Consider the following 14,093-nt stretch of genomic DNA (forward strand, 5'->3'; position numbering starts at 1 on the left):
GCACACCGCCCGCCTTCTCGCAGAACGCCTCGCCCCTCGCCCCGGCAGCCGCCGGGGTCCATATTCATCTCCTATCGGTATGGGCGTGCCCATGTGCGCCTCGAAGCAGGGGGTGGGAGAGTGATCCCATGCGCACCGACCAGCTCGCCCTGTCCCGCTCCGCCACCGACCGCGACGCCGAGCGACGCAGCGAGCCCAGGCTGCTGGAGCGCCTCGCCGCCGACCCCGAGACTCGCCTGCTGCTGGTCGACGCCCGCGGCCGCGTCGCCCTGACCGGCCCCGCCATCCACCCCGACCTGCCCGACGACGGCCTCACCCCGCCCAGCCTCATCGGCAGCCCCGGCGCCACCGCCTGGGAGGGACCCGGCGTCCGCAGCGGCTGGGGCCTGCCCGACCTGCGCGTCGGCTACCTCGGAGCCTCCGCCCCCACTCGCTGCTCCGACCTGACCGTCCTCTACATGGGCCGCGAGCTTGCCGACGCCGCAGCCTCCGGCCCCGCCTGGATCGCCGTCGTTGTGCCCCAGGCCCTCGAGGTCCCCGACGCCCCCGAGCCGCCCGCCACCGGCTCCGACGCCGAGGGCACCGCCGTCGACCACCCCGACCTGCGCCGCCTGCTGGAGCGCTACCCGCTCTCCGCCCTGCGAGCCATGGGCGCCCAGATGACGGCCCGCGACGCCGGCCTGGCCACCACGGCAACCGCCCTGGCCGCCTGGCACGCCCGCTCCGCCTACTGCCCGGCCTGCGGCGGACGCACCGAGATCATCGAGGCCGGCTGGGCCCGCCGCTGCTCCGACTGCGCCACCGTCCACTTCCCGCGCACCGACCCGGCCGTCATCATGGCGGTCACCGACACCTCCGACCGCCTTCTCCTCGTGCGCGGCGCCACCTGGGCTCCCCGGCGCTACTCGGTCGTGGCCGGCTTCGTCGAGGCCGGCGAGTCCGTTGAGGCGGCCGTGGCCCGGGAGGTGTGGGAGGAGACCGGGCTGCGCGTGGCCGACGTCGAGTACGTCGCCTCCCAGCCCTGGCCCTTCCCGCGCTCCCTCATGCTCGGCTGCCGCGCCCGCCTGGCCCCCGGTGAGGACCGGCCCCGCCCCGACGGCCAGGAGGTCGTCGAGGCCCGCCTCGTCTCCCGTGACGAGCTCACCGCGGCCGCCGACGACGGCAGCATCCTCCTGCCCGGCCCCACCTCCATCGCCCGACTCCTCATCGAGGACTGGTACGGCGGCCCCATCGTCAGCTGACGCCACCCCGCCCGGGCCAAGGACCGTCGATTCCTGTCACCGCCGCGTGGCAGGCTGGTCCCGATGAGCCCGACCACCCCCCACCCCGCCCCCCTCGACGCATCCAGGCTCCTGGAGGCCCTCGACCCCGACCAGCGCGAGGTCGCCGAGCACCTCGAAGGCCCCCTGTGCGTCCTGGCCGGCGCCGGCACCGGCAAGACCCGGGCCATCACCTACCGCATCGCCCACGGCGTGGCCACCGGCGCCTACCAGGCCACCCAGGTTCTGGCCGTGACCTTCACCGCCCGCGCCGCCGGAGAGATGCGCTCGCGCCTGGCCGACCTCGGCGTCCCCGGCGTCCAGGCCCGCACCTTCCACGCCGCCGCCCTGCGCCAGCTCACCTACTTCTGGCCCACCGCCATCGGCGGACGGCGCCCCGACATCCAGGCCCACAAGGCGCCCCTGGTCGGCGCCGCCGCCCGCCGCCTGGGCCTGCCCACTGACCGGGCCACCGTGCGGGACCTGGCCGCCGAGGTCGAGTGGGCCAAGGTCACCATGACCCTGCCCGAGGACTACGCCCAGGCCGCCGTCGCCGCCGGCCGCACCGGCGTGGCCGGGCAGGAGGCGGCCACGGTCGCCCAGGTCCTGTCCCTCTACGAGGAGGCCAAGACCGAGCGCGGCGTCATCGACTTCGAGGACGTGCTCCTGCTGACCATCGGGATCCTCCTGGATCGCGAGGATGTCGCCGCCCAGGTGCGCGGCCAGTACAAGCACTTCGTCGTCGACGAGTACCAGGACGTCTCCCCGCTCCAGCAGCGCCTGCTGGACCTGTGGCTGGGCAGGCGCCGCCAGCTGTGCGTCGTCGGTGACGTCTCCCAGACCATCTACTCCTTCACCGGCGCCACGCCGGCGTTCCTCACCGGTTTCACCACCCGTTACGAGGGCGCGCGTACCGTGCGCCTGAGCCGCGACTACCGTTCCACTCCGCAGGTCGTCTCCCTGGCCAACCGGGTCCTCTCCCGCTCGCGGCGCGGGGGCGGCGGCCTGCACCTGCCCGCAGGCGCCGTCGAGCTGGTCGCCCAGCGGCCCAGCGGCCCCGCCGTGCGCTTCGAGACCTACGACGACGACATCGCCGAGGCCGAGGGCGCCGTCGCCCAGGTGCGCCGCCTGCAGGCCGCCGGGGTCCCCCTGAGCGAGATCGCGATCCTGTACCGCACCAACTCCCAGTCCGAGGTCTTCGAGCAGGCCCTGGCCGGAGCCCAGATCGGATACCTCGTGCGCGGCGGCGAGCGCTTCTTCGAGCGTGAGGAGGTCAAACGCGCCATGGCCGTCATCCTCGGGGCCGCCCGCACCGAGAAGGCCACCCTGACCGGAGACCTCGGCCAGGACGCGCGCACCGTCCTGTCCCGCGAGGGCTGGAGCGAGGAGCCGCCCGCCCCCCGCGGAGCCGTGCGCGAGCGCTGGGACGCCCTCAACGCCCTGGTGGCCCTGGCAGACGAGATGGCCCAGACCCGCGGCGCCGACCTCGACGCCTTCCACACCGAGCTGCGTGAGCGCGCCGACGCCCAGAATGCCCCCACCGTCGAGGGCGTCACCCTGTCCTCCCTGCACGCCGCCAAGGGCCTGGAGTGGGACGCCGTCATCCTCGCCGGCGTCTGCGAGGGCCTGCTGCCGATCTCCCTGGCCGAAGGGCAGGCCGCCATCGAGGAGGAGCGGCGCCTGCTCTACGTGGGCGTCACCCGCGCGCGCGAGCACCTCATCATCTCCTACGCCCGCGCCCGCAACGCCGGAGGGCGGGCCTCCCGCAAACCCTCCCGCTTCCTGGACGGCCTGTGGCCCACCGGCCACGGCAGCCGAGACGCCTCCCGACACCAGGGCCGCCAAAGCGCCAAGGAACGCTCCCGACAGTCCGCCGCCGACTTCGAGGCCAACAACGACCCCCGCACCATCGCCCTGTTCGAGGAGCTGCGGGCCTGGCGCTCCCAGATCGCCAAGGAGCGGTCCAGGCCCGCCTACACGGTCTTCGCCGACGCCACCTTGCGGGACATCGCCGTCGTCAAACCGACCAGCCTGCCCCAGCTCTCCCTCATCCGCGGCGTGGGCGCCACCAAGCTTCAGGAATACGGAGGGCCGGTCCTGGCTCTTCTGCGCGATTTCGAGGCCGGGGACTGACCGGCCCGAGGCACTCCTGCCCGACGGCGGTCACAGCTGCGAGCACAGGCACTCGGGGTGACGCTCCCAGGCCCTGTGCCGCCCCCGGGGCTCCTGGCCCGTGACCTCCACCGAGTGCGTGGACCACCACGCGGCCGAGCCTGCGCTCGTCTCCCCGCCCGGTTCAGTCTCGTCCCCGGCGCGGTCGGCCCCGGAAGCCTGGGCCACCAGCGTGTCGATGACGGCCCGCGCCGTCGACGCCGCCGCCTCGTGCAGGACCAGGTGCTCGACCTCCGGCATGGGCAGGGTGCGCATCTGCGTGGCCAGCGCCGGCCAGCACGGGTCGGCGTCCCTCTCCCACAGGTCCAGGCAGGTCGAGCACGGACCCTGACCGTTGAGTACCGGGCCGATGCGCACCCCCGCCTCGCCGACGACGACCGGCAGGTGCACCACGTCCTCCTGAGCGAGCCGGCGCGCGAGCAGCGGCTCGACCACGTGCGCGTCCACCGTCACCATGACATCGGGGCGGGTGCGCAAAGGCGCCCGCGTCCGCAGGGCCGGGAAACGTGCCGACAGCAGCGGAGCCAGGCCCCCGTCCTGCGGGGAACGGGTGGACAGGATCGTGCCCACCCCGGCCTCCGCCAGCCACAGAGCCGCCTCCTGAGCCAGAGCACTCACGCCGTGAACAGCCAGGACGGCCTGGGACAGGACCGCGCCACGGCCCTTGGCGTCAGCTCCGAGCCGGTCCCAGTAGACGCCGTCGGCCCCACCGAGCTCGCTGGTCGCCGAGGCCACCAGCACCCCCTGACGCTCAAGGTCCGCGACGATCTCACGCGCCCGCGCCACCGGCACCCGGCTGCGCCGGGCGGCCCGGTAGACGCCCGTGCTCTCCAGGCTGCGCGCGAACTCATCGAGCAGGCGCTGCTCGGCCAGGCTCAGGTCACTGACAATGGTGCGCCGCCCGGGACTCGTCCCGATCTGGCTGACGCCCTGCTGGCGCCACAGGATGGCGCACCCACCACGTACACGCATCGTGCCTCCTCACAGTCCTCCCGGAACCCGAAGGGGCGCCGGGAGATCGACGTCCTGGCAAGCGCGTCAGGACACGGTGCGACAGTGGCACGGGGCGCGTCCAAGCCACCAGAGGCAGTTACCGGCCTGTGGATAACTGTCCCCGGCCGAGCGCCGGGTCAGCGGGGGTCACTTGGCCGAGCATGTGGCCAGGCCGGAGGTGTCGCCCGAGGCGATCGCCTCGGTGGCGGTGACGGCCTCGTGCAGCGTGCCGACGGCGAAGACCTGCATGCCCTTGGGCTCATGGCCCTTGACCTCGTCACAGTTGCTCGCCGGGGCCAGGAAGTACGTGGAGCCCGCCTTGCGGGCACCGGCCATCTTCTGCTGGATACCGCCGATGGGGCCGACCTGGCCGTTGATGTCGATCGTCCCGGTCCCGGAGATGTCCTTACCGCCGGTCAGCGCCCCCGGGGTGATCTCGTCAACGACCCCCAGGGCGAACATCATGCCGGCACTGGGGCCGCCGACGTCGGACAGGCCGAAGGTGGCGTCCACCTTGCTGTCCACCGAGATCTTCAGGCTCAGCCCCAGCAGGGAACCGGTCGTCCCCTCCTGCGGGGCGATCGTGGTGAGCGCGGCGGCCACCTGCTGATCGCCGCGGCGCACCCCGAGGGTCACCCGAGTGCCCTCGGCAATGGTGGTCATGAGCTCTTTCAGCTGGGAGAAGGAGGTGATGGTCGTGGCCTGGCCGCCCTCAGGAGTGATGGTCTCCAGGACGTCTCCGGCCTGGACCTCGGTCGAGGTCTGCTGCTCGGCCACCTCGGTGACGGTCAGGTGCATGGCTCCGGCCTTGCCGGTCTCCACGAGCGCGGCGATGACGGCGGAGTCCTGCGAGGCGGTCATCTGAGCCTTGCCGGTCTCCTCGACCTGCTCGGCGCTCTGATCCTGCGGGCACACCTCGTTACGGTCCACGATCCGCTTGTCCGCGGAGAACCAGGCGGCGATGAGGTCGGCGGTGGTCACCGGGTAGCCGGGGCAGCCCGACACCGAGACCGTCGTCATCCGCAGGGCGCCCTGGGTCGGGTAGGTCTCGGTTCCCGAGACCTTCAGGACGTCCTGGCTCGACGACGAGCCGTTGTCCAGCACGTTCCAGGTCGGGCCGGGAGCCTCGATGACCACGTTGATCGGCACCGTGAAGACGGCGACGATGAGGGCCACCACCACCAGGACCGCCCCGACCGCCGCAGTGCGCCGCAGCCTGCGTCGGCGCCGGTCCTGTGGGGAGGGCTGCGCTTGCGGAGCCTCGGCGTGCTCGGCCCGGTCGAGCCGATCATCCTCAGGCTCCGGGGCCGGCCGGGTGTCGTCAGGGGCGAGCGAGCCCGCGGCGTCGACGGCGTCGTGCTGGTCTGGGTGCGTCACGCGCTCATCATGCGACATCTTCCTGAGGAAGACGCGCAGAAACCGACACGAACCCGGCACGAACTCGACACACTGCCGGCACGTCGCAGACCCGGTGCCGACCCTGTGCCGGCACGTTGCCGACCCGGAGAGGACACGGGCCCGACCGAGACGGAGCGGGCACGCCGTCGGCGAACGGGACATAGCCCCGGCACAGGAATGGGTGCGACCATAGGGCCGTTAGCGACAGTGTCCGGGCGCCCCAGACGGCCCGGACGATGCCCAAGGACGACCCGGCGAGAGGAAACCCCGTGAGCGAGGACGCCTTCGACGAGCTCGAGAAGATGCTCGCATCACTGTTCGGCGAGCAGATGGCCTCCGACGCCGTCAGCGCCCTGCGCTCATCCGGGGTGGATCCCAGCTCCATCGCCCAGATGCCGGGGGTGGGGGACATCTCCCAGCTCAGTCCCGCCCAGCTGCTGGCGATGCGCGCCCAGTTCCAGCAGATGTTCTCCGCCTCCACCGCCGAGCCGGTCAACTGGCAGATGGGCCAGGAGCTGGCCCTCCAGCAGGCGCGCGGCGACGGCGACCCCACGGTGACCGCCGCGGTCGCCGAGTCCACGCGCCAGGCCCTTCAGGTAGCCGACCTGTGGCTGGATACGGCCACCGAGTTCATGCCGGCCCCCGGACAGCGGGAGGCATGGAGCCGCAGCAGCTGGGTCGAGCGCACGCTGCCGGTGTGGAAGGACGTGTGCGCCCCGGTGGCCGAGGCCGTCACCACCGCCCTGGCCCGCACCCTGGAGAAGCAGATTCAGGAGATGCCGGCCGAGATGGGGCAGGCCGCCCAGCAGATGGGGGCGCTCGGATCCATCATGCGCACCATGGCCGGCACGGCCTTCGGTCTCCAGATCGGCCAGGCCATCGGCGAGCTCGCCAAGGAGGCGCTGGGGGCCACCGACACCGGCCTGCCCCTGACCCGTGAGCCCGGTACGGCACTGGTTCCCGCCAATGTGGTCGCCTTCGCCGAGGGGCTGGAGGTCGACGAGGACGAGGCCCGCATGTTCCTGGCCGTGCGGGAGGCCGCCACCGCCCGCCTCTACGCCCACGTGCCCTGGCTGCGCGGGCAGGTGCTCCAGGCAGTGGTCGCCTACGCCCGCGAGATCCGCATCGACACCGAGACCCTGGAGTCCGCCGTGGCCCAGGTCGACCCCAACGACCCCGACGCCCTGCGCGAGGCCCTTGAGAGCGGGCTGTTCGCGCCCCAGGAGACGGCGGCCCAGCGCGAGGCCCTGGAGGACCTGGAGACGCTCCTGGCACTCGTTGAGGGCTGGGTCGAGGTGGTCACCGCCCGCGCCGCCGCACCGCACCTGCCCCACCTCATGGCACTGGCCGAGATGATGCGCCGGCGCCGGGCCCAGGGCGGCGCCGCCGAGCAGGTCTTCGCCCGCCTCATCGGGCTGACCTTCCGTCCCCGCCGGGCCCGGGAGGCCGCCGAGCTGTGGGCCCACCTGGGCGCCCAGGCCGGTGACGCCGAGCGCGACGCCTTCTGGAACCACCCCGACGTCATGCCCACGGCCTCCGAGCTCGCCAACCCCAAGGACTTCCTCACCATGCGGCGCATGGCCCAGGACATCGACGCCGAGATCGACGCCGACCTGGCCTCCCTGCTGGACGGGACCCTCGGGTACGCCGAGGGCGCCAAGGAAGCCGACGAGAACAGCCCCGAGGGCCTCGGGGACCGGAGCCCTGCCTCCGCCGACGCCGCCGCCCAGGAACCCGACCAGTCAGCCGACCCCGCCTCGGCCGGCGCCGAGGGCGAGGACTCGCCCGGAGAGCCCGACGAGCAGGACCTGACCGGCACGGACAAGGACTGAGGCGCACGGGGCCACGCAGCTCCGGTGACCAGCGCCGAGTGCTCTCCCGACGGTGACCGGCTACAGGAAGGTCGCCTCCAGGGCCTCGACCAGGCCGGGGACCAGGCGCTCGCCCTGATAGAGCGAGGCGTCGTCGTCGTGACTGCGTGAGCGCAGTACGCACCAGGACTGCCCGCCGCGCAGGACCCCCACCACCATGCGGATGTCCTCGCGGTCCGGGCGCTCCTGGAGGAAGGCCAGACGCTGGGCGGCATCGGTGATGGCCTCGGCCTCCTCCTGGGCCGCAGGCGGCAGGACCAGCCGCTCGACGCTGATGGCGGCGCCGTGGACGGAGTCGGGCCAGGCGAGCTGGGCCAACAGGTGCTCCAGGTCCGCGGCGGGCGGCAGCCCGTCCTGCTCCACCACCATGAGCAGCTCGGGGTTCGTGCGGGCCTCCTCCACGGTGGCGGTATCCAGGAGGTCGGCCACGTCCGGGTCGGCCTCAAGAGCCTCGGCGGTGCGCACCAGCGCGAAGACGCGCACCGGCTGGTCCCAGCCGTGGGCCGCCACGTGAGTCTCGGTCTCCGTCACCGCGCGGGCCAGGGCCCCTGCCGATAAGGCTGCGGCTCGACCCGCCCCCGCGGTGGTCGCCTCGTCATGCATTGTGTCAGTCACGCCGCCATCGTCTCACTGGTGGCGCCTCCTCCTCCAATGACGAGGCTTCATCAGTCAGGGGGCGCGCCCTGCCACCCGAGGCGTTTTCTCATCCTGGAGAAGGTTATGGCCGTGTCAGAGGTGTGTGGGACGATGGTCCGAGCGGCCCCTCCGGCCGATGACGCCATGTTTCACCGTGTGCGAGGCGGCGTCACCACGCACGTCAGACAGGGAGCAGGATCGTGAGCACCAGGCCCGATGACGAGTCCCCGGACTCAACCCCCGAGGAGTCCTCGAGCAAGTCCACCGGCTCGTCCCGACAGGGGAAGCCTGACAACTTAGCCGGACTGTTCGGCCTTGGACGCATGGGTGGGGGAGGGCCCCGTCCTCCCCGCGCTCCGCGCACCGGTAAAGGCGGCGGCCGTCCCGGCCCGCTGGCCCTGACCATCTCGATCATCACGGCCATCGCCGTGGCCATCGGCATCCTGTCGCAGGTGTGGACCGAGGTCCTCTGGTTCAGTCAGATCGGGTACGCCCGGGTGCTGTGGACGCAGTGGATCGCCCTCATCGTCCTGTTCCTGGTGGGATTCGGCATCATGTTCGGGGCCGTCTTCGTCTCGATGACCAGGGCCTACCGGGCCCGGGAGATCGGGATGCCCGACGACGAGGCCACGCGCAACCTCGAGGCCTACCGCTCCGTCATCGAGCCGGTGCGACGTCGGCTGACCTGGGCAGTGCCCGCGGTGCTGGCCCTGTTCGGCTCGGCCTGGGAGCTGGCCCCCAGCTGGCGGGAGATTCTGCTGGCCTTCAACTCCCAGTCCTTCGGAGTCAAGGACCCCCAGTTCGGGATCGACATCTCCTTCTACGTCTTCATCCTGCCCGCAGTGCTGACGCTCGTGTCCTTCCTGTCCGGCGTCGTCCTGTTCGCCGGGGTGGCCTCGATCGTCGTCCACTACCTGTACGGCGGTATCTCCGTGGTGCGTAAGCCCCACTTCACCAAGGCCGCACGCATGCACCTGGCGATCTTCTTGGCGCTGTACGCCGTCATCCGGGCCGTGGGCTACTGGCTGGGTCGCTACAGCGCCCTGTACGCCTCCAACTCCAAGTTCGACGGCGCCAACTACACCGACGTCAACGCGGTCATCCCCGCCAACGCGATTCTCGCGGCGATCGGACTGGCCGTGGCCTTCCTCTTCGTCGCCTCGGTGCGATCCAGCTCCTGGCGCCTGCCGATCATCGGTGTGGTTGTCATGATCGTCTCCTCCCTGGTGGTGGGGACCGCCTACCCGCTGGTCATCCAGAAGTTCATCGTCGACCCCAACGCCCAGCGCCAGGAGGCCGAGTACATCCAGCGCAACATCAATGCCACCAAGGCCGCCTACGGCCTGGAGAACGTGGAGACCACCAACTACGACGCCACGACGAAGACGGCGGCCGGCCAGCTGGAGAAGGACGCCGAGTCCACCACATCGATCCGGCTCCTGGACCCCGGGCTCATCTCCCCGACCTTCCAGCAGGTCCAGCAGAACAAGCAGTACTACTCCTTCGCGAACCGGCTCAACGTGGACCGCTACAAGGTGGAATCCACCAGTCGGGACACGGTGATCGCGGTACGTGAGCTCAACCTGTCCGGCCTGGGCGAGCAGCAGCAGACCTGGGTCAACGAGCACACCGTCTACACCCACGGCTACGGCGTCGTGAACGCCTACGGCAACACGGTGGCCACCCGCGGCTACCCCTCGTTCTGGGAGGGGGGCATCCCCTCCCAGGGCGACCTGGGTAAGTACGAGCCCCGGATCTACTTCGGTCAGTCCTCGCCGTCCTACTCCATCGTGGGTGGCAAGGACAACGGCTCGCCGCGCGAGCTGGACTACCCCGACGACGAGTCCAAGACCGGTCAGGTCAACACCACCTTCGCCGGCAACGGCGGGCCGAGCGTGTCCAACCCGTTCAACCGCCTGCTCTACGCCGCCAAGTTCCGGGAGGCCAACATCCTCTTCTCCCAGGAGGTGCGCGAGGGCTCCCAGATCCTCTACGACCGGGACCCGGCCAAGCGCGTCGCCAAGGTGGCCCCCTGGCTGACCCTGGACAACAGCCCCTACCCGGCCGTTGTCGATCACGATGACAACCCGGCCACTCCCAAGCGGGTGATGTGGATCGTCGACGGTTACACCACGACGAACAACTACCCCTACGCCCAGCACGAGTCCCTGGCCAAGGCGACGGCGACCGCCGACAACAAGGGCGGACTTCTGCGGGCGCCGGAGGAGTCCAACTACGTGCGCAACTCCGTCAAGGCCGTCGTGGACGCCTACGACGGGTCGGTCAAGCTCTACCAGTGGGATGACAAGGACCCGATCCTCAAGGCCTGGCAGAAGGTCTTCCCCGGGACGGTCACGCCCATGAGCCAGATGAGCGCCGACCTCATCGCCCACATGCGCTACCCCGAGGACCTGTTCAACGTCCAGCGCACCATGATGGCGACCTATCACGTCAACGACGCCGCGGAGTTCTACTCCGGTGGAGACTTCTGGAAGATCCCGGATGACCCGACCACACCCGGTCAGGACCAGCAGGCCCCCTACTACCTGACCCTCAAGATGCCGGGGCAGGACCAGGCGAGCTTCTCCCTGTCCAGCGCCTACATCATCGGCGGAAACACCAACCGTAACGTGCTCACCGGCTTCCTCGCCGTGGACTCCGAGACCTCTCCCGGCACCGGGAAGAAGGGGGAGCGTAGTCCGAGCTACGGCAAGTTGAGACTCCTGGAGCTTCCGCGTTCCTCGAACGTGGCCGGGCCGGGGCAGGTGCAGAACATCTTCGACTCCAACCCGGAGATCTCCAAGGAGCTCAACCTCCTGTCCCAGGAGGGCTCCCAGGTCATCAAGGGCAACCTGCTGACGCTGCCCGTGGGAGGCGGTCTGCTCTACGTCCAGCCCGTCTACGTGCAGTCGTCGTCGGGAACTCAGTACCCGCTGCTGCGCAAGGTGCTGGTCTCCTTCGGGGACAACGTCGGATTCGCCGACACCCTCTCGGGGGCGCTCGACCAGGTCTTCGGCGGTAACTCCGGGGCGACCACGGGTCAGGAGGCCATCGACGGCGATGCCGCCGCGGCCAATGACACCAATGAGACGACCGACGGCAAGGACCCGACGGCGGATGGCGGAGCCAAGGCATCGGCGAGCCCGAGCGCCGCGGCCACGGCTTCAGCCAGTGCGTCCCCCTCGGCCTCGGCCAGCGCGTCCTCCAGTTCCTCCGCCACCCCGTCGGCCTCGGGAACCTCGGATCCGAAGGCGGAGCTCAATCAGGCGCTCTCCGACGCTCAGACCGCGATGACTGACGCGGACACAGCCAGGAGCAAGGGCGACTGGTCGGCATACGGCGATGCGCAGAAGCGCCTCAACGAAGCCGTCAAGCGGGCCGTTGAGGCCCAGAAGAAGCTGGGCTGAGCCCGGTCGGCCGCCACTGAGGGCGTGCCCCTGCGACCCGCCTCACCGGGTGGTGAGCAAGGGCACGCCCTCGTCATTTGCCTCAAGGGTGGGACGCCCCCTAAGGTTGGTCTCACCGACGCGGGGTGGAGCAGTTCGGTAGCTCGCCGGGCTCATAACCCGGAGGTCGCAGGTTCGAATCCTGTCCCCGCTACCACTCCAGAGGAGCCCGGTCCTTCCCAGGACCGGGCTCCTCGGCTCTGTCTGAACGGAGATCGTCGGGTTGTCTGCGCGCTTGGATGAGATCTGTGAGAAACTCAAGTATGGCGAAGAAGCACCCTACCATGGACCGTTCCCTGTACGAGGCCGAGCTGTTGAGGCTGCAGGCGGAGTTGGTCGAGATGCAGGAGTGGGTCAGGGCCACCGGCGCCCGCGTCGTCGTCATCTTCGAGGGCCGTGACGCGGCCGGCAAGGGTGGGGCGATCAAACGGATCACCGAGTACCTCAACCCGCGTATCGCACGCGTGGTCGCACTTCCCGTACCCACCGAGCGCGAGCGCACCCAGTGGTACTTCCAGCGCTACATTGCGCACCTGCCCGCTGCCGGCGAGATCTGCCTGTTCGACCGTTCCTGGTACAACCGCGGCGGCGTCGAGCACGTCATGGGGTACTGCACCCCGGAGGAGCACCGGCGCTTCCTCCAGCAGTGCCCGGTCTTCGAGAGGATGCTCGTCGACGACGGCATCCTGCTGCGCAAGTACTGGTTCTCCGTCCCTCAGAAGGAGCAGTACAAGCGCTTCAAGTCGCGCATGACTGACCCCATGCGGCGCTGGAAGCTCTCACCCACCGACCTGGAGGCCCTGCCTCGCTGGGAGGACTACTCGCGTGCCAAGGACGAGATGTTCGTCCACACGGACATCGACTCCGCCCGCTGGCACGTCGTGGAGTCCGCCGACAAGCGCAAGGCCCGTCTCAACATGATCCACCACCTGCTGGAGTCCATTCCCTACGAGCACGTGGAACGTCCTAAGATGAAGTTCCCCAAGAAGCCCTCGTTCCCGTCGTCGGGCTACCGCCGCACGGACCGGTCCCTCCAGAGCGAGGTGCCCGACTACGCCGCCACCCTCAGCGAGTCCGAGGCGCCCGAGCGTTACGTGGACCTCGAGGACCAGGGGATCGGTTAGGACTGGCGGCTCCCACGCTCCAGCTCCTGGAAGACCTGACCGACCGGCTCACGGATGATGAGGTCGGCGCGGGAGTCATACGGCGTGGGAGTCGCGTTCATGAGGACCAGGCGCTCGCCGGCGTAGTAGTCGATGAGGCCCGCCGCCGGGTAGACGACCAGGCTCGTGCCGGCCACGATCAGCAGGTCCGCCTCCGAGATGGCCCGCACGGCCCCCTCCATGACGTCGCTATCCAGCATTTCCCCGTAGAACACGATGTCCGGGCGCAGCACCGAGGCGCACGCGGGGCAGCGGGGGACCTCGCCGGAGCGGGCGCCGGCGACGTCGTCCAGGGTGACGTGCTCGCCGCAGCCGGTGCAGGTCAGGCGCGACCAGTTGCCGTGCAGCTCGAGAACCCGCTCGGAGCCGGCCCGCTGGTGGAGGCCGTCAATGTTCTGCGTGACCACGGCCGACAGTTTCCCGGCCCGCTCGAGGTCGGCCACGAACCTGTGCGCCGCATTGGGGGCCACGCCCTCGCGGGCGTTCTCCTGGGTGAACCACTCCCAGTAGGCCTGCGGGTGCACGGTGAAGAAGTCGATGGACAGCACCTGCTCCAGGGGAATCTCCCGGTCCTGGTGGTAGAAGCCCTTGGCGCCCCGGAAGTCGGGGATCCCCGACTCGGTCGAGACCCCGGCGCCGCCGAAGAAGACGATGCGGCTGGACTCTTCGATCCACTGGGCGAGCAGGCCCCACTGGCTGTCCTGGCGATCCATGCACTCCACCCTAACGCCGGGCGCTGACCCTGCCGGGCGCATGGCGGCAGTGGTCATCGGGTTCTGGTGCCTGGACGCGCAACGAAGGGCGCCGCCTCCCAGTATGGGAGACGGCGCCGACGTCAGAGGCTCAGGGCTCAGATACCGAAGCCGACCCGGCGGGGCTCGGCCTCACCGAGCTCGATGTACGCCAGGGAGCCGGCCGGCACGAACACCTTGCGGCCCTTGTCGTCGCTGAGGATGACGGCCTTGGTCTCGGCGTCGGCCACGGCGGCCAGCACCTTCTCCTGAGAGTCGGAGGTCTCCAGGGAGAGCTCGCGGCTGGCGTGCTTGATTCCGATCGTGACCTGCATGGGGCTCCTTCGCATCGTCTGTGTGCCGTATTGAGCGGCACAGCGCCCATCGGGGAGAGGGGCGTGAACCTGGCTCGATCCTAGGGGGC

The 14,093-nt window shown here is 70.5% G+C and carries 10 protein-coding genes and 1 tRNA gene; 6 read left to right on the top strand and 5 right to left on the bottom strand.

Annotation, left to right across the window (positions count from 1 at the left end; all coding sequences use genetic code 11):
- Positions 1-128: 128 nt before the first annotated feature.
- Positions 129-1,241 carry an NAD(+) diphosphatase gene (gene nudC, locus FK267_RS06940; protein WP_141406750.1) on the top strand — a complete coding sequence of 371 codons (1,113 nt, stop codon included), beginning with the start codon at positions 129-131 and terminating at the stop codon, positions 1,239-1,241.
- Positions 1,242-1,304: 63 nt separating this feature from the next.
- Entirely contained in the window at positions 1,305-3,392 is a 2,088-nt protein-coding gene (locus tag FK267_RS06945) for an ATP-dependent helicase (protein ID WP_141406751.1), read from the top strand.
- 30 nt (positions 3,393-3,422) lie between these two features.
- Here the strand turns inward: FK267_RS06945 and FK267_RS06950 are convergent, their stop codons facing one another.
- Together FK267_RS06950 and FK267_RS06955 are read right to left on the bottom strand one after the other, a co-directional pair.
- Positions 3,423-4,403 (bottom strand): hypothetical protein, encoded by a 981-nt coding sequence (locus FK267_RS06950; protein ID WP_141406752.1) that lies wholly within the window; start codon positions 4,401-4,403, stop codon positions 3,423-3,425.
- Between the two features lie 168 nt (positions 4,404-4,571).
- Complete coding sequence (locus FK267_RS06955; protein ID WP_198498138.1) at positions 4,572-5,819, bottom strand: YlbL family protein; 1,248 nt, start codon at positions 5,817-5,819, stop codon at positions 4,572-4,574.
- A 272-nt stretch (positions 5,820-6,091) separates the two neighbouring features.
- Here FK267_RS06955 and FK267_RS06960 point away from each other — a divergent pair, with 272 nt between their 5' ends.
- Positions 6,092-7,654 (top strand): zinc-dependent metalloprotease, encoded by a 1,563-nt coding sequence (locus FK267_RS06960; RefSeq protein ID WP_141406754.1) that lies wholly within the window; start codon positions 6,092-6,094, stop codon positions 7,652-7,654.
- 60 nt (positions 7,655-7,714) lie between these two features.
- Here the strand turns inward: FK267_RS06960 and FK267_RS06965 are convergent, their stop codons facing one another.
- Entirely contained in the window at positions 7,715-8,296 is a 582-nt protein-coding gene (locus FK267_RS06965) for a PPA1309 family protein (protein WP_141406812.1), read from the bottom strand.
- A 233-nt stretch (positions 8,297-8,529) separates the two neighbouring features.
- On the opposite strand from FK267_RS06965, the gene FK267_RS06970 reads away from it, so the two are divergent.
- The 3 genes from FK267_RS06970 to ppk2 all read left to right on the top strand — a co-directional run bounded on the left by FK267_RS06970 (position 8,530) and on the right by ppk2 (position 12,899).
- Positions 8,530-11,736: a UPF0182 family membrane protein gene (locus tag FK267_RS06970; protein WP_141406755.1), complete on the top strand. Its 3,207-nt coding sequence runs from the start codon at positions 8,530-8,532 to the stop codon at positions 11,734-11,736.
- Positions 11,737-11,855: 119 nt separating this feature from the next.
- A tRNA-Met gene (locus FK267_RS06975) sits at positions 11,856-11,932 on the top strand.
- A 127-nt stretch (positions 11,933-12,059) separates the two neighbouring features.
- Positions 12,060-12,899, top strand: a complete 840-nt coding sequence (gene ppk2, locus FK267_RS06980; RefSeq protein ID WP_141406756.1) for a polyphosphate kinase 2 — start codon at positions 12,060-12,062, stop codon at positions 12,897-12,899.
- Here ppk2 and FK267_RS06985 read toward each other — a convergent pair.
- Entirely contained in the window at positions 12,896-13,651 is a 756-nt protein-coding gene (locus FK267_RS06985) for an NAD-dependent protein deacylase (RefSeq protein ID WP_141406757.1), read from the bottom strand. The genes ppk2 and FK267_RS06985 overlap by 4 nt on opposite strands.
- A gap of 137 nt (positions 13,652-13,788) precedes the next feature.
- Entirely contained in the window at positions 13,789-14,004 is a 216-nt protein-coding gene (locus tag FK267_RS06990) for a DUF3107 domain-containing protein (protein ID WP_009407243.1), read from the bottom strand.
- Positions 14,005-14,093 lie beyond the last annotated feature (89 nt).

This window comes from Actinomyces oris (assembly GCF_006546825.1).
GTDB classification, from domain to species: Bacteria; Actinomycetota; Actinomycetes; order Actinomycetales; family Actinomycetaceae; genus Actinomyces; species Actinomyces oris.